Below are 26,263 nucleotides of genomic sequence, written 5' to 3'. Positions count from 1 at the left end.
ATTGTATTATACGGCGAAATTTACACTTTGCATTATTTATTTAATTGTTTGGTAAAACTGCAGTAGGATTAATAGGTTTGCCGTCTAAGCGCACCTGAAACTCAAGCATGGTACGGTTTGTACCAGTCGATCCCATTTCTGCAATTTTTTGACCAGCCGTTACATTTTGGCCACTTTTCACATTCAATTTACTGTTATGTGCATAAGCGGTGATATAGCCATTGATATGCTTCACCAACACCAGATTGCCATATTCTTTCAGGCCATCAGCGGCATACACCACCTGCCCGTCTGCTGCTGCAAATACCGGATCGCCGACATTGCCACTATAGCGGGTGCCCTTGATATTAGAAGCTAAATTGTATTGCTGAAGAATCGCACCATTCGATGGTTTTACCCAACGTAAACCTGCAGCCGTAGATACTGGCGTAACCGGTGCAGATGTATTGACGCGTGGTGTGGTTTGTACTGTGGTTGCTGGTGTCACCGGTGCCGGTGTAGGCACTGCAATTGTTTGACGCTGGATTGGCGCTGCCTGAGTCATAGCCTGAGTACTGGTGCTACGGCGCGCAGTATTGCTTTTCAGGCGGATTGATTGTCCGACATAAATCCGGTAAGGCGCACTGATATCATTCATCTCCGCGACACTGATATAGTTCAGCCCATAACGTGCTGCAATCCCGCTCAATGTATCTCCTGAACGCACCGTATAGAAATCAGGAGCTGTTGCATAACGCGTTGCATTATTCACCTGGGGTTTGGTGGCACAACCGGTAATTACTCCTGTAGAAATAACAACGGTCGATAAAACAAGGGTTTTAATCAGGGTTGCAGGCGAAGCTACGACACATTTCGGTAACACCAAGAACATTATCTTCCTCTCTAATGCTATACGGTTGCAAAATTTCGTTAAGATTAGCAAAGTTTTACGGCAATATACTTGCAATCGCGAGTTTTTCACAAAGTTATAACACTAAGGACGCATTTTCTTCCAATTGTGTTTGCAAATTCCGCAAACTCTCATAATTGGTGGCATCCATCTGAATCGGGGTAATACTGACATAGCCATTGGCGACCGCAGAGAAGTCTGAATCAATCTCGCTAAATCCCGGCTTAGGTTCTGCGACTGCTTCTCCCGAGAGTCCAATCCAAAATACCTGACGACCACGCGGATCTACATGACTCGTCACCGGTTTAGACTGACGGCGGCGACTTTGATATGTCACTTTTTCACCCTGCAATTCAGTTACATCTGGAATATTGATATTAAAAATATGTCGCTCAGGCAGAACAGGCAAACCACGAGCAATAAAATCATGCACCCATTCGGCGGCCAACTGATAATCCTGAGGCTGCTGATAGCCACGTACATTCGGCCCACTCAGTGATACGGCAATCGCAGGATGTTTAGTTAAACGACCTTCAAAGGCCGCCCCGACTGTACCGGAATACAAGATATCATCTCCCAGATTTGCGCCGCTATTTATCCCGCTAACCACTAGGTCAAATTCAAAATCAAATAGCCCGTTCATAGCCAAGTAAACGCAATCTGCCGGCGTCCCATTAACCGCCCAGACATCAGGAGAAATCTGGATTGGGCGTAAAGGGCGGTCCAAAGTTAAGGCACTAGAAAAGCCACTGCGTTCACTTTCCGGTGCCACAATCACCACTCGCCCCAAAGGCTTTAGCGCTTGCGCCAAAGCCTGAATACCGGGTGCAAACACCCCATCATCATTTGAAACTAAAATATTCACTAAAAAATCTCGTTACGCTAAAAAATGACTGACTAGGACATTTCATTGTATTAGTGCAGGAATTATATATATTTATTGCTCGACATCCATCTTTATAATATGTGGCTCAAGATGATTAAAAAATTCTCTTTACTTAGCGCTCTCACTTTAAGCTTGGCAGCATTTATTTCCCCTTCAGTCATGGCAAACGATCTGACTGTTGAAGAAAACAATACCATTGTAAAAGAAGATATTGCATCAGCACAGGTTATGGCTGAAGTTTGCCCGGCAATCATTGGTCAAAATCCAAAATTTAACAGCACCGTTGAACAATTGATCCAGTCTTATCTTGCAGACTACTCAGATAAAGGCATGAGCTATCAAAAGCTACAGGCAGACAGTGAATATAAATCTTTACTTGAAGAAGCACGTCAGGGTGCAAAGCAAACCAGCTCAGACGAGCAGAAAACTGTCTGTGAAGAAATGCTGAACTACCAAGGCTAAGCCAGCTAAATTTTCAAATAAGACGGTGTAAACATCGTCTTATTTTCTCTTACAGATTTATTCATAATTCTACAGCTTCGCTACATTTTCCCACTTTTCAATTTCAAAAATAAGTTTAAGCTAGGCAAATTATTGTTCTAAATCCATTTTTTGAGTTTTCAATGAAAAATCCAATATTCCAAGCTTTAACATTCTGCGCAATTTCTGCCGCCACTCTTTTGGGAACTTCTGCATTTGCAGCCGATGAAAACATTAATGTTACCCCAACTCAGCAAGTGACCAAACAGGAACTGGCAGCCATTTATGTTCTTTCAGAAATCTGTCCAAGCATGGTCAAAGACAAGTCACAGTTTAATCAGGGTTATACCAAGCTGGTGACTGAGTATATGCCGAGCCAGCGTAATCCGGTTGAAAGCTTAAACCAGATGGCAAAACAGAACGATTTCCGCAATATTCTGGCCGAAGCACAATCGGATGCCAAGAAAGCCGGCAAGAAAAAAAATCAGGTGATTTGTAATGAATTAACCACCTATAACAATTAAGCTGCTTTTCTGCCGATAACTTACAATACTTTTGAAATAAGACCGGGTTTCCCATAGAAGTCAGCCTAGCTTTGTCCTAAAATGCTAGGCTCTTCGTGCTTACATCAAGATATAGGAACCCACTAGAAATGACCCAAAAAACTGCCCTTGCTGCATTATTATTAGTTCCTAGTTTTAGCTTTGCAGCAACTGTCCTATCTGCACCACCAGAATTGAATAATAAATCCTACGTGCTAATGGACTACGAGACAGGGCAACTTCTCGCTTCAAAAAATGAAAATGAAAAATTAGCCCCTGCTTCAATGACCAAGATGATGACCAGTTACATCATCGAACAAAAACTATTGAGCGGTGAACTCACTGAAGATGAACAAGTGCGCATGAACGAGTCAGCATGGTGTCGCGGCAGTAGCGCGGAATCATGTATGTATGTACCTTTAAATGGTACGGCAACTGCACTTGAAATGCTTCGCGGGATTATTATTCAATCAGGGAATGATGCATCGAAAGCCATGGCTGAACATATTGCAGGGAACGAGGGTACCTTTGCACATATGATGAACCAGGAAGCTAAACGTATTGGCATGACCAATACCAGCTTCGTGAACTCAACCGGTATGCCGGCTGAAGGTCATTATTCAACTGCCAAAGATATGGCAACGCTGGCACAACACATCATTAAAGACAGTTCTAAATATTATCCGATTTATGCGGAAAAAGAATTTACCTTTAATGGCATCAAGCAAGGTAACCGTAATGCCCTGCTATATACTGACCCGAGTGTAGATGGTTTAAAAACTGGCCATACTGATGAAGCTGGTTATTGTTTGACCACCTCTTCAAAACGTGGACCTACACGTTTGATTTCAGTGATTTTTGGTGCACCAACCATGCAGGAACGTGCGACACAAACACGTGAATTGCTGGCTTGGGGTTATGCAAACTTCGAAACCAAAAATGTTCAACCTGCCAAACAGGTACTTGCCAAAGCCAAAGTTTGGTTTGGTAAGGAAGATGAAGTTCAGATCGGTCTTGCGGAAAACTTTAACGTGACCATGCCAAAAGGTCAGGCTAATGCGATTAAAACCCAGCTGGTGGTTCAGCCTAAACTGACTGCACCTTTACAGCCTGGTCAGGTCGTAGGTAAATACGTAGCGACTCTGGATGGTAAAGTAATTTCAGAAAAACCGTTGGTGGCTTTAAACGCGGTTGAAGAAGCTGGTTTCTTCGCACGTATGCTCGACCACATTAAACAATTCTTCTCAAACTTGTTCTAAGTTTAAATAGACTGTTTTAGTCTAGCACTAAGACCAAAGCACTCATTCAGATGGGTGCTTTTTATTTTATACTATGCACATGATCCTTAAACTTTTAATGAGCAGATCACCATGAGCCAAAACATTCGTTCTTATTTAGACACGACTCCACAAATTGATGAATCGTGTTATATCGATCCGATGGGAATCGTGGTCGGCGATGTGGTCTTGGCTGAAAATGTTTCTGTCTGGCCTTTTGCCGTGATTCGTGGTGATGTTAATTCAATCCGGATTGGTAAAAATTCGAATGTTCAGGATCATGCCATGTTGCATGTCAGTCATAAAAAAGCCGATAAACCGAATGGTTCGCCTTTGATCATTGGTGAAGATGTCACGATTGGCCATCATGTGACATTGCATGGTTGTACGATTGGTAATCGTGTACTAATTGGGATTAACAGCATTATTCTGGATGATGTCATCATTCCGAATGATGTGATGATTGGTGCAGGTACGCTAGTTCCACCGGGTAAAGTTTTGGAAAGTGGCTGGCTCTATGTTGGTAGCCCGGCAAAAAAAGCACGTCCGCTCACTGAAAAAGAAATGGCGTTCTTGCCGTATTCTGCACATAATTATGTAAAAGTTTCTGGGAATTATAAATAACTGTTTTAATTGCCAAATTTTTTGATCGTTAGATACAATAAATTAAATCTATCTCTATATGAATATTTATGTTTAAAGAAATTGAAAAATATGTGGGATTTTATCTACTCACCTACATAATAATTTTATTCATATGTGGATTTTTTCAGTACATAGCAGTGTGTCAAGGACAATCTTTATCTTGTAGCTTCAGTATGACTGGAATTAACACAATTATTACAACCACTGCTTATGTAATAACACCTATAGTTGCCATCATTGGTTTTATTTCTTGGAAGGTACAATATAACATTCAACTCGAAAAAAATGATCTCAGAAATGCTTTAGAGGCTGCCGTCATACTCAAGGAAAATATAAATTATTTTGAAGTACATTTAAATAACTTATATGTACAAATACAAGAAGTACCCGTAAAAAACTTCGAAACACTTATTTCACATTATGATGAAAATAAAGTTGAAATTAGACAAAAAAGACGTGAACTTTCCCTGAAGAATACAATCAAATATTACTCATGTCTAGAAATATGCCAACATCCAATTCCTGAAAGTCAAATTGACTTTCTATATAATCATAACAATGAATTTGAAGGAAAGTTTAAAACTATAGTTTTCGGAAAATTTCATCATAGCCACACACCCTAAAATTTTATACAATAGTGCATCCTTTTCCATGGTGCTGCTTTATGACTGCTTGGACTGCTCATGTCACTGTCGCAACTGTCGTTGAAAAAGACGGAAAATTCCTGTTTGTAGAAGAACATACAGAAGGTGTGACACACACGGTATTTAATCAGCCTGCGGGTCATATCGAATGTGGCGAAACTATTATTGAAGCTGCCATTCGCGAAACCATGGAAGAAACCGGACATACAGTGAGTATTGAATCACTGCTAGGTATTTATACCTATACCCCACCGATGTTCCCGGATCGTACTTATTTTCGTTTCTGCTTTTTAGCCAAATCCATTGACTACGACCCAAATGCCGCTTTAGATGCTGACATTATCGGTGCAGTCTGGATGACGCTAGATGAATTGCTTGAATCTGCTCGTGCGCGTAGCCCACTGGTGATTAAAGCCGTACAAGATGCGCTTTCAGGTCAAAAGTACCCTTTATCGCTCATTTACGAGCACCAAAATTCTCCCTTAATTTCAAATTTGGATGCCTAATCCTATGCAACAACGTGTCATCGTCGGTATGTCAGGTGGTGTAGATTCATCTGTTTCTGCTGCCCTTTTACTTCAACAAGGTTATCAGGTTGAAGGTCTTTTCATGAAAAACTGGGAAGAAGATGACGGCACAGAATATTGCACGGCGATGGAGGATCTTGCCGATGCACAAGCCGTTTGCGACAAAATCGGCATTAAACTGCATACCGCAAACTTTGCCATGGAATATTGGGATCGCGTATTCGAACATTTCCTGGCGGAATATGCAGCTGGCCGTACGCCAAACCCAGACATTTTATGTAATAAAGAAATTAAATTTCGTGCCTTTCTCGATCACGCAGTAAATCTGGGTGCAGATTTTATTGCGACGGGTCATTATTGCCGTCGTGGTGAAACCATGACCAACTCACGTGGTGAAGAATATGCACCTTTATTGCGTGGTGTGGACAATAACAAAGACCAGACTTATTTCCTGCATGCGGTTCATGGTCGTGAAATTAATAAGACCCTGTTCCCTGTTGGTGAAATTGAAAAGCCACAAGTCCGTAAAATTGCAGAAGAATTAGATCTGGTTACGGCCAAGAAAAAAGACTCGACTGGGATCTGTTTTATTGGTGAACGTCGTTTTAATGACTTTTTAAAGCAATATTTACCTGCTCAACCCGGAAAAATCGTGCTGGAAGATGGTAAAGAGGTTGGTGATCATCACGGCTTAATGTACTATACGCTCGGTCAACGCGGTGGTATTGGTATTGGCGGTATGAAAGGCGTTGCTGAAGGTGCCTGGTTCGTATTGCATAAAGATATCGAAGGCAATCGTCTGGTGGTCGGTCAAGGCCATGAACACCCACTCATGCAAAGTACTACACTTTGGAGTGAAGCGATTGACTGGGTCGCAGGTGAGCAGGATATTCCTGAAACAGGCTTCCGCTGTACGGCCAAAACCCGTTACCGTCAGACTGATCAAGCATGTACTGTGTATCAAGATTCAGAATCACCGAATGGTGTTCGTGTTGAGTTTGATGAACCTCAACGTGCAGTGACCCCGGGTCAAAGCGTGGTGTTCTATTCAGGTGAAGTTTGTTTAGGGGGTGGTGTGATTCATCATACCAATGCACCTAAACCTGATTTTATAAAAGGATGAATTCGGCATGACGGAGTTACCATTTCAACCAGCCACAACGTTGAATACTCGTCAAAATCGTGCTTTGGCATTAGCGGGTGTGTTTCAGGCCACCCAGCTGACCCATATGACAGCATTGACGGGTCAGCAAAGCATTGGTGAAAGTGGTAACTTTTATTTTGAACAGTTGATTAGAGCCAGTCTTAATATCCGTCCCGGCAGCAATCAGAATGCCCAGACGCTCGACTTTTTTAATCAACTGGCTGATATTTCCTTAGGTTTAAAAATATTAGAAAGCAGCATCATTCAACCCTTCAATACTTCTCCAAAATCCAGAATTCCAAAACTTTCCAGCACCAAACTTCCCATGAGCTATGCAATGGCACTTCTTCAGTTAGAAAAGAAGGTCTATAGCAATCCCAAATTTGTTGAAATTATTGAACAGTCCCAACAGAAAATTCTCAGACAGCTTTCTTTCTTTGATAATAATTACCTGCACCCCAGCATCATTGCCAATCTAGCTCAAACCTATGTCGATACTGCCGGACAGATTAATCCGCGCATTATGGTACGTGGCAATGCCGAAGCCTTTAAGGATGCCGGACACACCAACCGCATTCGTGCGTCTTTATTTACCGGTTTGCAAATGGCACACCTGTGGCGTCAGCTCGGTGGCAGCTCTTGGGGCATGGTATTTGGCAAACGCAAGTTGCTACAAGATATTCAGAATCTAGCGCGTTTACAGTTTCAGGTGGTTTAACTGATGCTGCACGTGTTTCGTTTTACGTTTAATTCCAAAATCTAAGGAATCGATATGAACGCTTTAACTGCACTTTCTCCATTAGATGGACGTTACGCGAGCAAATGTGATGCTCTACGTCCTTTTCTTTCTGAGTTTGGTTTAATCCATGCTCGTGTGACTGTTGAAGTGCGTTGGTTACAAGCGCTTGCAAACCACCCGGAAATTACTGAAATACCGGCGTTTTCATGCGAAACTAATGCAGCGCTTGATGCGATTGTGAGCGATTTTTCTGAAGATGACGCCAATCGCATCAAAGAGATCGAACGCACCACTAACCACGACGTTAAAGCGGTTGAGTATTTCCTGAAAGAAAAAATCGCTGGTATTGAAGAACTTAAAAATGCCGGTGAATTCATTCACTTTGCATGTACATCTGAAGATATCAACAACCTGTCACATGCCCTCATGTTGAAGAGCGGTCGTGATGTACTGGTTGCATCTATGCAGCAAATCATTGATTCAATCGTTGCGCTTTCTGAAAAGCATGCAGACCAGCCAATGTTGTCTCGTACTCATGGTCAAACTGCAAGCCCGACGACTTTGGGTAAAGAAATGGCAAACGTGGCTTACCGTCTTGCACGTCAAATCAAACAGTTTAAAAATGTTGAGCTACTGGGCAAAATCAATGGTGCAGTCGGTAACTACAATGCGCACTACTCTGCTTACCCAGACATCAACTGGCCTGCGCATTCACGAGCATTTGTAGAGTCTCTGGGTCTAGACTTCAACCCGTACACCACTCAAATCGAGCCACACGATTATATGGCTGAATTGTTTGATGCGCTGCGTCGTTTCAACACTATTCTGATCGATTTTAACCGTGATGTTTGGGGCTATATCTCTCTTGGTTTCTTCAAGCAAAAACTGAAAGAAGGCGAAGTCGGTTCTTCAACCATGCCGCACAAAGTTAACCCGATTGACTTCGAAAACTCTGAAGGCAACTTGGGTATTGCAAATGCTGTACTTGCACACCTTGGTGAAAAACTGCCAATTTCTCGTTGGCAGCGTGACCTGACTGACTCTACTGTGCTTCGTAACATGGGTGTTGGTTTTGCGCAAAGCTTAATTGCTTTTGAAGCTTGCTCTAAAGGTATTGGTAAACTTGAGTTGAATGCTGCGCGTATCAATGAAGATTTGGATAATGCCCAAGAAGTATTGGCTGAGCCTATTCAAACTGTAATGCGTCGTTACAACGTTGAAAAACCGTACGAAAAACTGAAAGCCCTGACTCGTGGTCAAGCCATGACTCGCGACATGATGGTAGATTTCGTAAACGGTAACGAGTTAGAAGCTGTTCCTGCTGCTGACCGTGCGCGTTTAGCGGAAATGACACCTGCATCATATACAGGTAATGCTGCTGATCAAGCTAAACAGGTAGCTGAGCTGATTGCAAAAATCTAATTTGCAATAAGACGAAAAGGCGAAGCTCAGGCTTCGCCTTTTTATTTATAATGTATTTTATTCTAAAAAGATATTTCATAATAACGACATGATTGATCATCGACTTTCCGCCAAACATTACACGAGCCTGGGCATTTTAATTCTGGCGATTTTGTTTGCCAGTATTCGTCCTTTAGAACTGGAAGCTTATCTCTTGCATCAGGCAGGTACAGTTTTCATGATCATCATGCTGCTCATCTGCTTGTATAAAATTGGCCTGAATTTTTTAAGTTTTAATTTATATATTCTTTTTCTGATTGTTCATGTGATTGCTGCGCACTATCTGTATTCTTATGTGCCCTATAACCAGTGGATCGAACAGATTTTTGGCTTTAATCTGAATGAAACCATGCACTGGTCACGCAATATGTTCGACCGTTTTGTCCATCTGGCCTACGGATTATTACTTTATCCAGTTTTTTACCGGCTGTTTCAGGTCTGGTTGCCGCAGCAAAAACCTGTGGTCATTTCCCTGCTGGTGATTCAGTTTGTGGTGGCCAGCAGCATGATCTATGAGTGGCTGGAATGGTTGATCGCCATTGGTTTATCTCCTGAGGAAGCTGAAAACTATAATGGACAACAAGGTGATATCTGGGATGCGCACAAAGACATCTTGCTTGCTACGATTGGTGCAGCGATAACAGGCGGGCTGCAATTGATACCGAAAAATCAAAAAAGCTCACCGAAGTGAGCTTTGAAATTCATTCAAGATCAACTGGATTAAAGTTTTGGATCACGTATTTGCACCAGATTTGCGTTTGCTTTACTTAAGCTTTCCATAACGTTATTCATGACAGTGGGTATCAGTGAATCAGCAATTTGCGCTGCTTGCAGGCCGAGTTTTTCACCCAAAGTTGGTTTCTTGCGGGTCTGGATGGAATAGATATCATGTTGGGTCAACAAGTTGAGCAGGTATTCATCTGAGGTTTGCAGTTTATCCACCAGATTTAGATCCAGCGCATCCCGACCATACCAATGCTCACCAGTGGCCACTTTTTCAATATTCAGCTGCGGGCGATACTTCTCAACGAAATGTTTGAATAAAGCATGGGTTTGCTGTAGTTCTTCTTCAAACTTAGCCTTACCCTCTTCGGTATTTTCACCAAACATAGTCACGGTACGTTTGTACTGTCCAGCGGTATAGAGTTCAAAGTCGATTTTATTGTCTTTCAGTAGGCGGTTAAAGTTGGGGACTTGAGCAACCACACCAATTGAACCGACAATCGCGAATGGTGCAGAAATAATCTCATTGGCAATACACGCCATCATATAACCGCCACTAGCGGCTACTTTATCGACACAGATGGTCAGATGAAAACCTGCCTCGCGTAAACGTACCAGTTGAGCTGCTGCAAGTCCATAACCATGGACCATGCCGCCCGGACTTTCCAGACGCACTACAACGCGGTCACGACCTGCTTTGGCTGTGGCCAGAATCAGAGTGATTTCTTCACGTAAGCCTTCTACCGCAGAAGCAGCCATATCACCTTTAAAATCGAGCACATAGATTTTTTGATTGGTTTTCTTACGTGCACGCGCTTCTTTTGACAGTTGTTGCGATAACTGTAAAAGTTCCAGTTTAGAGCCAGTAGTTTGCGCTATTTTTTTTCGTTGTTCATTGATACGCGCATTGAGATGACTAATACGGATTTCAGCGGACAGTTTCGGAGTATGAAATAACATAAAAAATCTATTCTCTATTTAATTCGGATTTATTCCTTTAGATTAGGTCAATTTCGGTTTTTTTCAACTTTATTTCGAGAATTATTACGATTATCACCATCTATTTCACCTATAAAAAAAGAGCCTTACGGCTCTTATTCTAGAGATCGGATTAACCGAAACGCCCGGTAATATAGGCTTCAGTCAACTGATGATCTGGCTGGGTAAAGACTTTTTCGGTCGAGTTGACTTCAATCAGATCACCCAAATGGAAATATGCAGTACGATCAGATACACGCGCTGCCTGTTGCATAGAGTGCGTTACAATCGCGATGGTATATTGCGTAGAAAGCTCAGAAATCAGCTCTTCTACTTTAGCGGTTGCAATGGGATCAAGTGCTGAACATGGTTCATCCATCAGGATCACTTCCGGGCTGACTGCAATGGTACGCGCGATACACAGACGTTGCTGCTGACCACCCGATAAACCTGTTCCCGGCTGGTTTAAACGATCTTTCACTTCTTCCCACAAACCAGCTTTACGCAAACTGCCTTCTACAATTTCTTCAAGATCGTACTTGTCACGCGCCAAACCATGCAGTTTTGGACCATAGGAGACATTATCGAAGATTGATTTCGGGAATGGGTTCGGCTTCTGGAAAACCATACCAACCTGTGCACGTAGCAAGACCACATCTAGGTTTGGATCATAAATATCCTGATTGTCCAGCATGACTTTACCGGTCACACGGCAGCTATCAATCGTATCGTTCATGCGGTTTAAGGTACGCAGAAAGGTCGATTTACCACAGCCTGATGGCCCAATAAAAGCAATCACTTCATTTTCATAAATGTTCAGGTCAATGCCTTTAATCGCTTCCGCTTCACCATAGTACACATGCACATCAGAAGTACTAAGTTTCACATTCGTCGACTTCGCATCTTTTTTGCTGCTGCTTTGCGTATCGAACTGGGAAACAAACGGAGTTGCCGGCTTTTGAGTCGCCTCATCCGAGGTGAATTGTGTCTGTTGTGGATTCACGATTTGATCCTTTTTTAAGGAATTTTGAATAACAGTTGTGTTCATGATTCTGCCCCTATTACCAACGGACTTCAAATTTCTTACGTAACCAGATGGCCAGACTGTTCAAGCTGATCATCATGGCCAGAAGTACAATAATTGCTGCTGCGGTACGCCCTTCAAAGAAGTTACGTAATTCATTGCCTTGCCATAAGAAAATCTGCACCGGTAAAGCCGTTGACTGATCAAATGGTGTGGCTGGAACGCTGGCAACAAAAGCACTCATCCCGATTAATAACAATGGTGCAGTTTCACCCAAAGCCTGTGCGACCCCAATGATTGCGCCCGTCAAAATACCCGGCAAAGCCAAAGGCAAGACGTGATGAAATACTGTCTGGATGCGGGAAGCACCGAGGCCCAAAGCTGCCTGACGAATCGAAGGTGGAACCGCTTTAAGTGATGCGCGTGTGGTGATGATCACAGTCGGTAAGGTCATCAGACTCAGTACCAGACCACCCACCAATGGGGCTGACAGTGGCAAATGCATCCAGCCAATGAAGATCGCTGCACCCAATAGACCGAAGACAATCGATGGTACGGCTGCCAGGTTGTTGATATTGACTTCGACCACATCGGTAATCCAGTTTTTCGGTGCAAACTCTTCCAGATAAATCGCAGAGGCCACCCCGATTGGAATCGAGATAAAGATCACGATCATCATCATGAACAGTGAGCCCATGAAGGCGCCTGCCAAGCCTGAAGTTGCCGGTGAGCTGCGTGAGTCAGGACTGGTGAAAATATTGGTATTGAAACTATTTTCAATCACACCAGAGGCTTTCATCTCGTCCGCCACCTGACGTACTTCAGGACTGAGCTGCTGCTGTTCATCGGGAAGATCACGGTCAATATTTCCCGCCAACCAGACATCGACATTGGCATCCGCCAGAATTTTCACTTCCTTACTTTGACCGACCAGACTCGGGTCATTCATGACCATGTCACGCAAGCGATACGCCTCAGAACTGGTATATAAAGAACCCAGTTCATCACGCTGGCTTTCCAGCTTGCTGTCTTTGGCGATCATGCCGTTGATAATTAGTGCATCCCAATCCACCATTCCGACTTCAGTCTGCCATGCGATAAAGCGATCTTCAAACTGTGCTGGAGATTCTCCTGCAGCTGGCTTTGGTTTTGGACCAATATCCACAATGGCTGGATCGAAATGAATCGGCAAACTCATGCTGCTTTGCCAGAATGCAGGCAAACCTTTGGATAAAATACTCCCGAACAGCAATACCACAAAGAACAGACCTGCCAGTACCGCAGAGAAACCAAATAAACGGAAGGTTTTTTCTTTACGATGACGTCGTGCCAAAGAGCTTTGAATGGTCTTCTTACGCTTTTCACGCAGCTCGGCGGCGATGGATGGATCAATACGCTGATCCACAGGCGTTGTATTTGAAGTACTCATTAGTCGTATTGCTCACGATATTTACGCACGATGATCAGTGCAACAATGTTCAAACCCAAGGTAATGACGAATAGCGTCAATCCTAGTGCAAAGGCTACCAGTGCTTGTGGACTAGCAAAATCAGTATCGCCAGTTAACTGATTCACGATGGTAATCGTGACCGTAGATACGGCTTCAAGCGGATTGGCATGCAACTGCGGACTGTTCCCGGCTGCAAGAACCACGATCATGGTTTCACCAATTGCACGTGACGCTGCCAACAGGAACGCACCGATAATACCCGGTAGGGCTGCGGGTAAAACCACCTGACGAATCGTTTCAGATTTGGTCGCCCCCAAGCCCAAAGAACCATCACGTAAGGCACGCGGCACCTGAGTGATGATGTCGTCTGACAAAGAAGATACAAATGGAATGATCATGATGCCCATGACCAGACCGGCGGTCAGCGCACTGGTGGCATTAATTTCGAGTCCGACCAGAGCACCCATGCTTTTAAGGAATGGACCGATGATCATCAAGGCAAAGACACCATAGACAATCGTAGGAATACCCGCCAACACTTCAATCATAGGTTTTGCCCAAGAGCGGAATCGCGGTGAAGCATATTCTGCCAGATAGATCGCAATCATCAGACCAACCGGAACTGCAACTAAAAGTGCGATCCCGCTGACCATGAGCGTGCCCCAGAGCAGTGGCAATAAACCATAACTGCCTTCAGCACTGCCAGAGGTGCTAAACCCTGGGTTCCATTGGGTACCAAAGAAGAAATCCAGTGGGCTGACGAAACTGAAGAAACGCATCGCCTCGCCAAACATCGACATTACAATCCCGAGAGTGGTCAGAATCGCCACACCCGAACACAATGCCAGGCCGATATTAATCATTTTTTCGACTTGGTTACGTGCACGGAATTCCTGGCTAATATGTTTCTTTGCCCAGACCAGACCAGCCAGTGCAGCTGAAATCACGACTGCCAATTTGGCAAAGGTACCAATGGTCGAGAATTTAGCCAGCTGTTCCGCAGCTGCGACTTCATAGGCTGCCGGTGTATCACTCACTCCAAAACCTGAGGCAAGTGCCTGAACGCGATCAATCACAACGCTCAAACTTGCCGGATCCAGACTGGCCGAAACATTTTCTGGCAAATGGTTGAGTACCACCTGCTTCAGAAAAGTGGGTTCCACCATATTCCAAACAATCAAAATTAAAAACGCAGGGATACCACACCATAGTGCAACCAGGGCACCATAATATCCGGGACGCGAGTGTAAGTTTGCAGAATTGCTTCCCTTACCTGCTAAGCTACGGCTTTTACTTAATCCGATTTGATAGGCTATGGCCATGATGGCCAATAACACACCTATAAGTAGCAGATTCATGTATTCTCCACTGTTTTTTCAATTTTCATGGTTTGAAAAAACTTGTTTATCGCAAAAAGCCGATGGTAGGTTGACCCTACCACCAGCGTTTTCAAAATCATTTATTACTTCACAACAACCGCTTTACCAGCCTTGAAATTTGCCAGGACTGCCGCACGTTCTTTATCAGACATTGAAATCAGACCTGCTTTTTCCAGCTTAGAGCCTTTGCCAGATACTTTCTTGTTCAGGAAGTATTCTGTGAACTGCGGTAAGCCTTTGATCGATTTCAAGTGCTCGCCTTTCACATAGAAGAACAATGGACGTGATACCGGATAAGCACCATTCAAGATGGTCTTTTCAGAAGGCGCTACATTGTTCACCGTAGCAACACGTAGACGGTCACGGTTCTGGTCATAGAAACCTAGGCCAAACACACCTACCGCACTTGGAGAAGTTTTTAAACGTGCCAATGTTTCGGTATAGTCACCGGCAATCTCAACCACACGGCCATCTTTACGGAATGTTGTACAAGCTTTTTTCTTAGCATCTTTGTCTAGAGACTTAATTGCAGCATACGTTTCACAACCTGCATCCACCATTTTCTCCTGGAAGACTTCGCGCGTACCATGATTCGACGCAGGAATTACCAGGGTGATCGGTTCATTCGGAAGTGCTTTGTCAATTTGGTTCCAACGCGTGTACGGGTTAGCGACCATTTTTCCATTTGATGGAAGTTGTGCAGCAAGTGCAGCGAAGACATGTTGTGGACGCAGTTTATAAGCCGCTTTGTTTGCATTCGATGCAAACACAATACCGTCATAACCAATTTTGATTTCTAGGACTTGGTTAACGCCATTCTTTTTACATTCTGCCAGCTCTGTACTCTTGATTTGACGAGAAGAGTTTGCGATATCAATCGTGTTATCACCCACGCCATTACAGAACTGCTTTAAACCACCTGAAGAACCGCCAGAACCGACAACTGGTGTTTTAAACTGTGGAAAAGTATTACCGAATTCTTCTGCCACGATACTGGCATATGGAAGTACAGTTGAAGAACCTGCAATTTGAATGGTGTCACGTGCTGCGTGTGCAGTCGTTACAGCAGTTGCCCCGGTTACTGCTAATGCTAAAGCTATATTTGTAAAGCGCATTCTAGTATCTCTCTCATTTATGCAAATTTGGAGTACACCACTTTTTATTCAGTTTTGTACTTCTTTCGATACCTGCATTTTGATTTTAGAATATGACAGATAAGTTACAGCTTTATTACGATTTAGTGATTTTTAATCTAGCGGCTTTTTCTTGATTAAATTTTTATGGATTTCAATGATTAAGTTCTTTATGTCATTCACTTCAATAAAAAATTTTAGACCAATGACATGTAACAATTTTTATAAAACTGAACTCAGGATAAATCCTGCTCCCCAGTTTTACATAAGCCTATGACAAATAAATAACAGGCTAAACGGGATTCAGATCTTCCGTGTTTTTGTGGGGAATTTCGATCTGGGAAATGACCTTTTTATTTTTTAAGCCTACAAAAAAAGGAGATCATTTCGATCTCCTTTTTTCACACCACAATCACTTATGCAATTGGTGGCGTGTAGGTACCATCAGCGATTGAATCCTTGATACGATCCGCTTCTGCAAGCACTAGCGCCAACAGGTTCTTCACATTATCAAGCGTTGCAACCGGGCTTAAAGTAGTCATTTTCAGAGACTGAACCTGACCAACTTTCGTCACACCAATGTTCGCTTCACCACGTGCAAACAGTTCGTCTGCTACGTTTTGATTGAGCGTATCGAGTAATTCAACCGGATATCCCGCTGGAACCACACGGAACAAGACAGACGCGAATTGAGGCTCAAGCAGAAGCTCCAGACCATCAGTCGCTTTAATGTAGTCTGCCACATCACGGGTTAATTTCACGCCATGATCGATCATCGAACCATAAAGCTCTTCGCCCAGTGCTTCAACTGTCATCCACAATTTCAATGCATCAAAACGACGCGTCGTTTGTAGTGACTTCGATACCAGGTTAGGAACGCCATGCTCTTCATCATAAGCGGAGTTCAGATACTCTGCTTCATAATGCATGAAACGGTAATTCGCTTCATCTTTCAGCAGGAACGCGCCACAAGAAATGGTTTGAAAATAATGCTTATGGAAATCAAGCGTGATCGAATCCGACAGCTCAATCCCGTCCAGCATAGAACGATAGTCATTGGATAGAATCAGTGCACCACCCCATGCCGCATCGATGTGCATCCACGCGCCATATTTATTGGTGATTTCACGAATTGCTTTCAATGGATCAATCGCACCAGCATCCGTTGTACCCGCTGTTGCCACCACACATGCCACGATCTTGCCTTCAGACTGAAGATGCGCCATGGTTTTTTCCAGTGCATCTACGTCCATCTGTGCATTTTCATTCACAGGAACAGTGACCACTGACTGGAAGCCCATGCCCATCATCGCCATGTTCTTTTGCACAGAGAAATGTGCATTTTCAGAACAGATGACTTTGACATTACGCATCGCATCCGCAGGAATACCATCGCGCTGAACCGACCACGGATTACCGTTTTCGTCTTTCCAGTTTTTCGCAATGCAAGCATCACGCGCCAGCAATACGCCCATCAAGTTAGACTGTGTCCCACCAGAAGTGAATACACCGGCCTGACCTGCACCATAGCCCACTTTTTGACGTAACCAGTCAATCAGCTGAACTTCCATCAACGAACCGGCCGGGCTTTGATCCCATGAGTCCATTGACTGGTTGGTTGCGTTAATCAGCACTTCCGCGATCTGACTGGTCACCATTGTTGGACAGTGAAGATGCGCAAGTGAATGTGGATGATGTACTTTTAAGCTCTTGTTGAGGAATAGCTCAACCATACGCTCAAGAGATTTTTCTACACCCAAACCTTCTTTTGAAGGATTAAATGCAATCGCACTGCGTAGCTCGTTAATGCTGCCGCCAGTGTACATTTTGTCGTTTTGCAACCATGCCGCAACCGCTTTGGTCGCTTGGTCCATGCCAGCCTGATAGTCAGCAATGGATGCAGCATCATTGCAGAGTAACGCTTTACGATGTTCTGCGAAATCTACCATGAATTATGCGCCTCGAACTGCAACTAGTGCTTCAGCAACCGATTTTTTGAAACGAGCAATCACTTCAACACATTCGTCTTGAGTAATGATCAACGGGCAAAGTAAACGAATCACTGTACCGTTACGACCACCTTTCTCAAGCAATAATTTATTGTTGAAACAAGCGGTTTGGATCGCTGCAGCCAACTGACCATCAGCAGGTAAAGAACCCATATGATCCGCATCTTTGCGCTCATCTACGATTTCAACGCCGATCATCAGACCACGGCCACGCACGTTACCGATACACGGGAATTCAGTAGCCAGTTTTTTAAGTTCAGCTTGCAGGAAATCACCACGCTCTTGTGCATTTTGAGCCAGGTTCTGTTCTTTAATGGTATTGATCGTTGCAAGACCTGTACCCATCGCCAATTGGTTACCACGGAAAGTACCGGTATGACCAGCAGGTTGCCAAGCATCAAACTTACGTTTAATACCCAGTACGGCAAGCGGCAAGCTACCACCTACGGCTTTAGACATCACTACAACATCAGGTTCAATCCCTGCGTGTTCGAATGCAAACATTTTGCCTGAACGTGCAAAACCAGCCTGAACTTCATCAAGAATCAATACGATGTTGTGTTTTTCAGTCACTTCCCGGATTTTTTGCAACCATTTTACTGGCGCCGTTACCACACCGCCTTCACCTTGAATCGCTTCAAGAATTACAGCTGCAGGTTTGGTCACACCACTTTCTACATCTTCAATGAAGTTTTCAAAGTAGTAAGTCAGGGCATCAACACCGGCTTCACCACCAAGACCCAATGGGCAACGGTATTCATGCGGGTATGGCATGAACTGTACACCCGGCATCAAGCCGTTCACTGCATTTTTCGCAGACAGGTTACCTGTCATTGCCAATGCACCGTGAGTCATACCGTGATAACCGCCAGAGAAGCTGATCACTGAGCTACGACCGGTAAAGGTTTTCGCCAGTTTAATCGCGGCTTCGGTTGCATCTGCACCGGATGGACCACAGAACTGCAAGCAGTATTCTTCTTGGCCACCTGGAAGATAAGAAAGAAGTGCTTCAGTAAAAGCATCTTTTAAAGGAGTAGTAAGATCCAGGGTATGCAATGGTAAACCGCTTGCAATCGTATCCTGGATACTTTGAATGACCGCAGGATGATTATGGCCTAATGCCAACGTCCCTGCCCCAGCTAAACAATCAAGGTACTCAGTACCTTCAACATCGGTAACCCAGCAACCTTGTGCTTTCGCTATCGCTAACGGTAATTTACGTGGATAACTACGCACATTCGATTCCATCTGACTTTGGCGAGTCAAGTAGTATTCGTTTGTGGAATTGGTGGCAGGGTTTACAGAAGTAACGCTCATATCGAATTACCATCTCTGATATGGGTGAAAGAAATAAGTCTGGTGACGTTTGGTCCTTTGACTCGGCGCTTTATAAAGGTTCTAGCTAGCAGTTTTGTATTCGAATAACTAGGAGGCGGATGATACCGAATTTTTCAGGAAAATAAACAACTTTCAGTCACATTTTGTCCTAATCTTTATCGAAAAAAAACATCATGCTAATCCATCCCCTAAATCATCATCTTACAGTGTGACAGCAGAAAGAAAAGCGTGTTCTTTTATGCTTTTTTGTAGCGTAGGCGACATTCAGGTAATCAATCTCAAAATTATTCATTAAGTATTTAATTATTAATAATAAATATAAATTAAATAATGAGATAAAATTAAAGAAAATTTAACACTCTTACGACAAATATTTCGTAAAAAGATCACAATTGAGATTTAATATTTTAACAACGGCTTAGATGGCCAATTTTAAGAAAAACAGGACAATTTCATGCGTCTCTTAGCACTTACCAGTTTGATCCTTGCCAGCACCCTCGCCACAGGCGCATTTGCAGCTCCTGCTGAATCTCTGAATTATAATGTTGTTAATCTTTCAGCAGAGGCCAGCCGTGAAATCTCAAATGATGAAATGCATGCTGTGCTTTATATTGAAAAATCCAACAAACAACCAGCTGAACTGGCCACTCAAATTAACCAGCTGATGAATCAAGCAATTGCCACAGCACGCAAATATCCAACTGTGAAAATCGAGACTGGGGCACAAAGTACTTACCCTATTTATGACAATGACAACCGCAAATTAAAAGAATGGCGTGGTCGTGCCCAGATTCGTCTGGAATCAAAAGATTTTAAAGCGACATCTCAATTGATTGCTGAATTACAACAGCACTTCCAGACCCAGTCGATTAATTTCAAGGTATCTGACGAAAAGCGTAAAAAAGTTGAAAGCGAGCTGATGATTGAAGCCACCAAAAACTTCCAGCAACGCGCACAGGCACTCACCCAGACCTGGAACAAACCGAGTTATCAACTGGTGAACTTAAACCTGAATACTAACAATTATTCACCACAGCCAGTACCGCGTATGGCCATGATGAAATCTGCATCGGCTGATATGGCGGTTCCTGAGCAGGAAGTTGCAGCAGGCGAATCGCAAATGGCCGTCAGCGCGAATGGAGCGATTCAGTTTAAATAAGACCTCATTATATTATTCAGACTTTTAAGAACCACTCTTTTGAGTGGTTTTTTATCATGTGAATATTCTTTAAAAAGCGAGGCTACAAATTCATACAAACTCAGGTAGGAATTGAGGTTTGACCGGTTTAGAGTAACGGACATTTGTTCCAGTCCTCTCTGCTCATGTCCCTTGACCAACTGAATCTTTACCTGTTTCATATCTTAAATGTACCCGACCAAGCCTCAATCTGGATGATCAACTATGCCTCCCTGATTGCGCATGACCTGGTTTATCTCTTTTTGCTGATTTTTGCTATTGCTTGGTTCCGTGGTAGTTACGAAGTAAAAACAGGGATTATTAAAGCCTTCATCTTTACAGCTATTACATTATTGATGAGTGAAGTATTGTCTGCGGTACTCAATACCCCACGCCCGTTTGTGATGGATGTTGGTCGCACCCTGATTGAACATGCACCGACTGGTTCTTTTCCCAGCAACCATATGAGTATTTTTAGTGGGATTGCCTTCGCCTATTATTTTTCACCGCAGCGAGACTTGGGAAGAATTCTAATCTGGACAGCTTGGCTGGTAGCGTGGTCGCGTGTTTATGTCGGTGTGCATTTTCCGATTGATATGCTGGGTGCGTTTCTGATGGCAATAACAGTAAATTTAGCTGGATTACCATTGTGGTGGAAATATGAGAATCAAATCATGAACTTTATTTTGGGTATTCATTATTGGTTATTTTCGCCTTTAATTCGAATGGGCTGGATTAAATAAATATAATTAAAATGTCATAAAAAATCCCGCTCGAAAGCGGGACTTTTTGAATCTCTAAACTTGAATCTGAATAACTCAATAAATCGCCATATGATTGCGATGAATCATTTCTAGTGAACGTGCTTCACCTAACACCTGATGTACTTTATCCGATGCCAGACCACGAACGATATCTGCTGAACGCGAACTGAAATTGACACGCCCTACAGCAATCCGGTGACCTTGTGTATCAACACATTCCACCACATCACCACGTTCGAAGTGACCTTCAACAGCTTTGACGCCTACAGGCAACAAGCTACGATGATTGTCTTTAATGGCTTTTACTGCACCATCATCAATCACCAAACGACCTGCGGTTTGCAAGTGAGCCGCCAACCATTGCTGATGCGCTGTCATCCGGTCTTTGTCAGTGACAAATAAGGTGCCTAACAATTCGCCAGACATTAGACGTGATAGAACACCATCACTATCACCACTTGCAATTAAGGTCGGACAGCCCGACTTTGCAGCCAGACGTGCAGCACGAACTTTGGTCAGCATGCCACCACGACCAAATTTACCGCCTCCACCGGCCATATCAAACAGACTTTCATCCATCGCACGTACGGTATGGAACAGTTTGGCATCTGGATTAGACCGCGGGTCTGAGTCAAACATCCCTTCCTGATCCGTTAAGATAATCAGAAGGTCTGCATGCACCTGACCCGCAACCATCGCAGCAAGTGTGTCGTTGTCACCAAAGCGAATTTCGTCAGTCGAAACAGTATCATTTTCATTGATCACCGGAATCACACGCCAGTCAATCAGGTTCTGCAAAGCATCACATGAATTGAGATAACGACGACGATCTGCCAGATCATCATGGGTTAACAATACTTGCGCAGTTCGAATCTGGTGTTTCTCTAGTACGCTTGACCAAGTATGGATCAGACCCATCTGACCGATGGCAGCACAAGCCTGAAGACTGGGTAGATCGGTGGGTCGATTCTCAAGTTTCATTCGCACCATACCTTCAGCCACAGCACCGGAAGACACCAGAATAATCTCGTGTCCTGCATTGTGTAGATCTGCGATTTGTCCCGCCCAATGCGAGATGGCATCTAAATCTAAACCTTGTCCATTTGCTGTGAGTAAAGATGATCCGATTTTAACAACGATTCGTTTACAACCCTTGAGCTGACGCTGCCCATCTACCACTTCTATCATCTTGTCCTCAGACTCTTCTCTCAGAGATTAGCGTACGTAGTACACTTCCACATCACTATCATCATCGCCATCTTCATCATCTTCATCATCGCCCAGAATACCGGCAAGACGTTGCTGACGACGCATCTCACGATACGCTTCTTTTGCAGCGATGGTTTGTTCTCGTGTTTCAGCTTCAAGCTGATCACGGAATGCTTTCATTTCTGCTGCATATTCTGGATCTTCAGCTTCGCGTTCACGTTGCTCTTCGATCTGATCCATCAGGTAGTAAACTACGTCTTTGGTGCCTTCAGCCGTTAAGCCAGAAGTTTCAAAAACTGGGCCTTCCCACTGTAATTCTTCAAGAATATGGGTGCACCATTCTTCACGTGTTTCTTCAGCCAACTGATCGACTTTGTTCAGCACCAATACGATCGGCAGTTTTGAAAGCGTTGGGGAGAAATTTTCTAACTCTTTCATAATTGCTTTGGCATTGTGTGCCGGATCTGAGCCATCAATCGGTTGTACGTCAACGATGTGCAACAAGATACGGGTACGCGCCAAGTGCTTCAGGAAGCGAATCCCAAGACCTGCACCTTCAGATGCGCCTTCGATCAGACCTGGAATATCCGCCATCACGAATGAACGGTGACTGTCAGCATCGACCACACCCAGGTTTGGCACCATGGTGGTAAATGGATAATCTGCAACTTTTGGTTTTGCCGCTGACACAGCACGAATGAAGGTCGATTTACCCGCATTTGGCATACCCAGCAAGCCGACATCTGCCAGAACTTTAAGCTCTAGACGGATTTCACGGAATTCACCTTTTTGACCATGCGTACACTTACGTGGTGAACGGTTGGTCGATGATTTAAAGTGGGTATTACCTAAACCACCATCACCGCCTGCTGCAACTTTCACGCGTTGACCGTCTTCGATCAAGTCGCCAATAATGTCACCAGACTCAACATCTACAATTGTTGTTCCTACCGGAACTTTTAATACGGTATCTTCACCGCCACGACCAGCACAGTTCGCCCCACGGCCATTTTTTGCTCGTTCTGCACGATATTTACGTGTATAACGATAATCAACTAGCGTACTGGTGTCGTCGTCAGCCTGAATATAAATGCTGCCGCCACGACCACCATCACCACCATCTGGACCACCAAATGGCACGAATTTTTCACGGCGAAAACTGGCTACGCCATTGCCACCGTCGCCAGCCTCTACGGTAATGACTGCTTCATCAACAAAGCGCATATTGCCAATCCTCTAAAAACTTTAAAACCCCATATTCTGCCATATTTTAAAGAATTTCTCGAATAGAATTATGCAGCAATCCCATAAATCTTACTCAGTCATTTTTTCACCGAGCCTATTTGATCTATCTAAGGCATAGATTTGGAGAAAGAATGCTTTAAAGATGGAAAAGAAGTGGTAGGAAATCAAGCGCTTTTGCCCTAGTACTATCCCCTATTCTGGAAATTCTTTTTGTGAATTTCTTGATGATTTTAAAATAATTTATAGAGAAGTAAATTTTCAAAAACCGTATTTACAAGAAGATATTCTGATGCAGACACCTTTTAAAATCAGTATTTTATATAAACCAATATAAGTCCAAATTTTGTATTTTCACAAACACTGCATTCCTGCCATTTAATGAAAACTATTTAATAACATTTTGTTTATGTTCTAAAATATCTGGCAGACTTTTTTCAATCCAGCCAATTAAATACATGATTTTTTCAGCCGCTTGCGAACCGGTAATCGTCAATTGATATTCCACTTTTGGCGGTACCACCGGATAAACCGTTCTCAAAATAAAACCATCCTGTTCCAGCATTTTTAAAGTCTGGGAGAGCATTTTTTCACTTACCCCTTCAATGCGTTGTTTCAGTTCACTAAAACGATGCACCCCTTCACTTAAGCAACGCAAAACCAAGACCGACCATTTATTGGCAAGGTGTTCCAATATCTCACGTGATGGACATTCAGTTGATAAAACCTGCCCCAGTAACGGGCTGATTGCATAATTTGTCATACTATTCTCACCATATTTTTATTACTTACTCATTTTAATATACTTACTCTTTGTAAGTTATCAAATTCATATTTCGCCAGCAAGTAAATTTGTTGATTCTTATTAGATTAAGAAAGTTCACTTTAAATAAAAAAATCATAAAAAAAGAGCCTCAATTGAGGCTCTTTTTTTTAGCTAAATACTAATTATGCATTAGTTTCAGCAGGAACTTTTGGATAGCTTACGCCGCCCATTTGTTCAGCAATACGCAATACCTGGCAGCTATAACCCACTTCATTATCGTACCAAACATAAGCAGTTAAACGGTTGCCTGAAGTGATCGTTGCTTGCGCGTCGAATACACCTGCAGTGCGTGAACCAATAAAGTCAGAAGATACTACTTCAGTCGAGTTGGTATAACCGATTTGACCTTGCAGGCTAGAACCGATTGAAATCTGACGAATGTATTCGTTCACTTCATCACGATCAACGTCTTGACCTAAAGTCAGGTTAAGAATTGCAAGCGATACGTTTGGTGTAGGTACACGTACAGAGTTACCTGTCAATTTACCTTGAAGAGCTGGAAGCGCTTTCGCTACTGCTTTCGCTGCACCAGTTTCAGTAATGACCATATTCAATGTTGCAGCACGGCCACGACGGTCAGCTTTATGGTAGTTGTCGATCAAGTTCTGGTCGTTTGTGAACGAGTGAACTGTTTCAACATGACCATTCAACACTGTGTATTTATCATGCAATACTTTCAGTGTAGGTGTAATTGCGTTAGTCGTACAGCTTGCAGCAGAGATGATGGTATCTTCATCAAGGATGTCCGCCTGGTTTACACCGTAAACCACGTTCTTCATGTCACCTTTACCAGGTGCAGTTAGAATCACACGAGCAGCGCCCGGACATTTAAGGTGTTGAGCAAGACCTTCAGCATCACGCCATTTACCTGTATTGTCGATCACAAGTGCATTGTTGATACCGTATGCAGTGTAATCCACTTCAGAAGGATTCGATGCATAAATCACTTTGATGAAGTTACCGTTGGCAATGATTGCTTCGTTTTCTTCATCTACAGAAATTGTGCCTGCAAATGGACCATGAATAGAGTCACGACGAAGTAAAGAAGCACGTTTTTCCAAATCACCATCCGATGATTTACGAACCACGATTGCTTTCAGGCTAAGACCACGACCCAGACCTGATTGACCAATCATCAAACGTGCCAGGATACGACCGATACGACCGAAACCATAAAGAACCACATCTTTATGTTCTACAGCAGCAGCATTGCCTTCGATCGATTTAACAGCGTCTGCAACAAATGCATCGATGTCGCCGCCTTTTTCTTTAAATTCAACAGCAAGTTTACCCAGATCAACTTCAGCAGAACCGATGTTTTCTACTTTCACCAATGCTTCAAGAATTGGGAAAGTATCAACTACAGAAAGTTCAACGTCCAGTACGCGAGTACGGCGGTGTGCTTTCAAAATCTGAATCACAGAACGGTTAATTAAAGAGCGACCATAAACTGTAGCTACAATATTTTTTTCACGATATAACTGGCCAACAAGGGCAATCATACGTTCCGCAAGTTCTTCACGGTTTTTCCAGCGACCTTGGTGTTCTGCATGGAGGGCAACAATAGTGTCTTTGCTCACAGATACGTCCTCTAATTAATTGTAAATCTAAGCATAAATTTCTAAACCCGACAATTGTAATGGAATTGGCCGCAAGTTTGAATCAAAAGCTCGTTGAGACGGGTAGTTTTTAACGTATATTCACTATAAATTTCAAAAATAGTTGTAATTAGCTGAATGATTTTGCATTCGAAAATGCTAAAGACCACTATTTTTCA

25 protein-coding genes are annotated in these 26,263 nt (G+C 43.3%); 12 read left to right on the top strand and 13 right to left on the bottom strand.

Annotated features, from left to right (window positions below):
• Positions 1-40 precede the first annotated feature (40 nt).
• Together F893_RS07660 and surE are read right to left on the bottom strand one after the other, a co-directional pair.
• Entirely contained in the window at positions 41-871 is an 831-nt protein-coding gene (locus F893_RS07660) for a peptidoglycan DD-metalloendopeptidase family protein (protein WP_005104583.1), read from the bottom strand.
• Between the two features lie 94 nt (positions 872-965).
• Complete coding sequence (gene surE / locus F893_RS07655; RefSeq protein ID WP_005251318.1) at positions 966-1,754, bottom strand: 5'/3'-nucleotidase SurE; 789 nt, start codon at positions 1,752-1,754, stop codon at positions 966-968.
• A gap of 111 nt (positions 1,755-1,865) precedes the next feature.
• Between surE and F893_RS07650 the strand changes: the two genes are divergently transcribed.
• The 10 genes from F893_RS07650 to F893_RS07605 all read left to right on the top strand — a co-directional run bounded on the left by F893_RS07650 (position 1,866) and on the right by F893_RS07605 (position 9,925).
• A complete protein-coding gene (locus F893_RS07650) occupies positions 1,866-2,237 on the top strand; it encodes an MCR_0457 family protein (protein ID WP_005251317.1) in 372 nt (123 codons plus the stop codon).
• Positions 2,238-2,398: 161 nt separating this feature from the next.
• Positions 2,399-2,779 (top strand): MCR_0457 family protein, encoded by a 381-nt coding sequence (locus tag F893_RS07645; RefSeq protein ID WP_004279732.1) that lies wholly within the window; start codon positions 2,399-2,401, stop codon positions 2,777-2,779.
• 128 nt (positions 2,780-2,907) lie between these two features.
• Positions 2,908-4,056, top strand: a complete 1,149-nt coding sequence (dacC, locus tag F893_RS07640) for a D-alanyl-D-alanine carboxypeptidase PBP5/6 (protein WP_004279731.1) — start codon at positions 2,908-2,910, stop codon at positions 4,054-4,056.
• Positions 4,057-4,167: 111 nt separating this feature from the next.
• Positions 4,168-4,698, top strand: a complete 531-nt coding sequence (locus F893_RS07635; RefSeq protein ID WP_004279730.1) for a gamma carbonic anhydrase family protein — start codon at positions 4,168-4,170, stop codon at positions 4,696-4,698.
• 68 nt (positions 4,699-4,766) lie between these two features.
• Entirely contained in the window at positions 4,767-5,342 is a 576-nt protein-coding gene (locus F893_RS07630; protein ID WP_004279729.1) for a hypothetical protein, read from the top strand.
• 41 nt (positions 5,343-5,383) lie between these two features.
• Positions 5,384-5,869: an NUDIX hydrolase gene (locus F893_RS07625; RefSeq protein WP_004279727.1), complete on the top strand. Its 486-nt coding sequence runs from the start codon at positions 5,384-5,386 to the stop codon at positions 5,867-5,869.
• Between the two features lie 4 nt (positions 5,870-5,873).
• Positions 5,874-7,013: a tRNA 2-thiouridine(34) synthase MnmA gene (gene mnmA / locus F893_RS07620; RefSeq protein ID WP_004279725.1), complete on the top strand. Its 1,140-nt coding sequence runs from the start codon at positions 5,874-5,876 to the stop codon at positions 7,011-7,013.
• A 7-nt stretch (positions 7,014-7,020) separates the two neighbouring features.
• Positions 7,021-7,752 (top strand): high frequency lysogenization protein HflD, encoded by a 732-nt coding sequence (gene hflD, locus F893_RS07615; RefSeq protein WP_004279723.1) that lies wholly within the window; start codon positions 7,021-7,023, stop codon positions 7,750-7,752.
• 54 nt (positions 7,753-7,806) lie between these two features.
• Positions 7,807-9,195, top strand: coding sequence for an adenylosuccinate lyase (gene purB / locus F893_RS07610; RefSeq protein WP_005104591.1), 1,389 nt, complete (start codon positions 7,807-7,809; stop codon positions 9,193-9,195).
• 88 nt (positions 9,196-9,283) lie between these two features.
• Positions 9,284-9,925 carry a DUF2238 domain-containing protein gene (locus tag F893_RS07605; RefSeq protein ID WP_004279720.1) on the top strand — a complete coding sequence of 214 codons (642 nt, stop codon included), beginning with the start codon at positions 9,284-9,286 and terminating at the stop codon, positions 9,923-9,925.
• Between the two features lie 29 nt (positions 9,926-9,954).
• Here the strand turns inward: F893_RS07605 and sohB are convergent, their stop codons facing one another.
• From sohB to F893_RS07570, 7 genes are all read right to left on the bottom strand, one after another.
• Complete coding sequence (gene sohB, locus F893_RS07600; protein WP_004279717.1) at positions 9,955-10,917, bottom strand: protease SohB; 963 nt, start codon at positions 10,915-10,917, stop codon at positions 9,955-9,957.
• 151 nt (positions 10,918-11,068) lie between these two features.
• Positions 11,069-11,983 carry a phosphate ABC transporter ATP-binding protein PstB gene (gene pstB, locus F893_RS07595; protein WP_004279716.1) on the bottom strand — a complete coding sequence of 305 codons (915 nt, stop codon included), beginning with the start codon at positions 11,981-11,983 and terminating at the stop codon, positions 11,069-11,071.
• Positions 11,984-11,996: 13 nt separating this feature from the next.
• Positions 11,997-13,388, bottom strand: coding sequence for a phosphate ABC transporter permease PstA (gene pstA / locus F893_RS07590; protein ID WP_004279713.1), 1,392 nt, complete (start codon positions 13,386-13,388; stop codon positions 11,997-11,999).
• Positions 13,388-14,767 carry a phosphate ABC transporter permease subunit PstC gene (pstC, locus tag F893_RS07585; RefSeq protein ID WP_004279712.1) on the bottom strand — a complete coding sequence of 460 codons (1,380 nt, stop codon included), beginning with the start codon at positions 14,765-14,767 and terminating at the stop codon, positions 13,388-13,390. Before pstC ends, pstA begins: the two co-directional genes overlap by 1 nt.
• A 104-nt stretch (positions 14,768-14,871) precedes the next feature.
• The gene (locus F893_RS07580) at positions 14,872-15,903 is read right to left on the bottom strand and encodes a substrate-binding domain-containing protein (protein WP_004279710.1); all 1,032 of its coding nucleotides are present in this window, start codon (positions 15,901-15,903) and stop codon (positions 14,872-14,874) included.
• Positions 15,904-16,337: 434 nt separating this feature from the next.
• Entirely contained in the window at positions 16,338-17,870 is a 1,533-nt protein-coding gene (locus tag F893_RS07575) for a pyridoxal phosphate-dependent decarboxylase family protein (RefSeq protein WP_004279709.1), read from the bottom strand.
• Between the two features lie 3 nt (positions 17,871-17,873).
• Positions 17,874-19,247 (bottom strand): diaminobutyrate--2-oxoglutarate transaminase, encoded by a 1,374-nt coding sequence (locus F893_RS07570; protein WP_004279708.1) that lies wholly within the window; start codon positions 19,245-19,247, stop codon positions 17,874-17,876.
• Positions 19,248-19,722: 475 nt separating this feature from the next.
• Between F893_RS07570 and F893_RS07565 the strand changes: the two genes are divergently transcribed.
• Together F893_RS07565 and F893_RS07560 are read left to right on the top strand one after the other, a co-directional pair.
• Entirely contained in the window at positions 19,723-20,427 is a 705-nt protein-coding gene (locus F893_RS07565) for an SIMPL domain-containing protein (protein ID WP_004279706.1), read from the top strand.
• Positions 20,428-20,591: 164 nt separating this feature from the next.
• Positions 20,592-21,188, top strand: a complete 597-nt coding sequence (locus tag F893_RS07560) for a phosphatase PAP2 family protein (RefSeq protein WP_004279704.1) — start codon at positions 20,592-20,594, stop codon at positions 21,186-21,188.
• A 75-nt stretch (positions 21,189-21,263) separates the two neighbouring features.
• Here the strand turns inward: F893_RS07560 and proB are convergent, their stop codons facing one another.
• The 4 genes from proB to F893_RS07540 all read right to left on the bottom strand — a co-directional run bounded on the left by proB (position 21,264) and on the right by F893_RS07540 (position 26,066).
• Positions 21,264-22,397 (bottom strand): glutamate 5-kinase, encoded by a 1,134-nt coding sequence (gene proB, locus F893_RS07555; protein WP_004279682.1) that lies wholly within the window; start codon positions 22,395-22,397, stop codon positions 21,264-21,266.
• 27 nt (positions 22,398-22,424) lie between these two features.
• Complete coding sequence (gene cgtA / locus F893_RS07550; protein ID WP_004279681.1) at positions 22,425-23,642, bottom strand: Obg family GTPase CgtA; 1,218 nt, start codon at positions 23,640-23,642, stop codon at positions 22,425-22,427.
• A gap of 406 nt (positions 23,643-24,048) precedes the next feature.
• Positions 24,049-24,423, bottom strand: a complete 375-nt coding sequence (locus F893_RS07545; protein ID WP_004279680.1) for a winged helix-turn-helix transcriptional regulator — start codon at positions 24,421-24,423, stop codon at positions 24,049-24,051.
• A 185-nt stretch (positions 24,424-24,608) separates the two neighbouring features.
• Positions 24,609-26,066, bottom strand: a complete 1,458-nt coding sequence (locus tag F893_RS07540; RefSeq protein WP_004279679.1) for a glyceraldehyde-3-phosphate dehydrogenase — start codon at positions 26,064-26,066, stop codon at positions 24,609-24,611.
• Positions 26,067-26,263: the final 197 nt, after the last annotated feature.

It is taken from the genome of Acinetobacter sp. CIP 102136 (assembly GCF_000369685.1).
GTDB lineage: Bacteria > Pseudomonadota > Gammaproteobacteria > Pseudomonadales > Moraxellaceae > Acinetobacter > Acinetobacter fasciculus.
The sequence above is the reverse complement of the archived record's forward strand: the minus strand, read 5'-3'. Positions and strand labels throughout refer to the sequence as shown.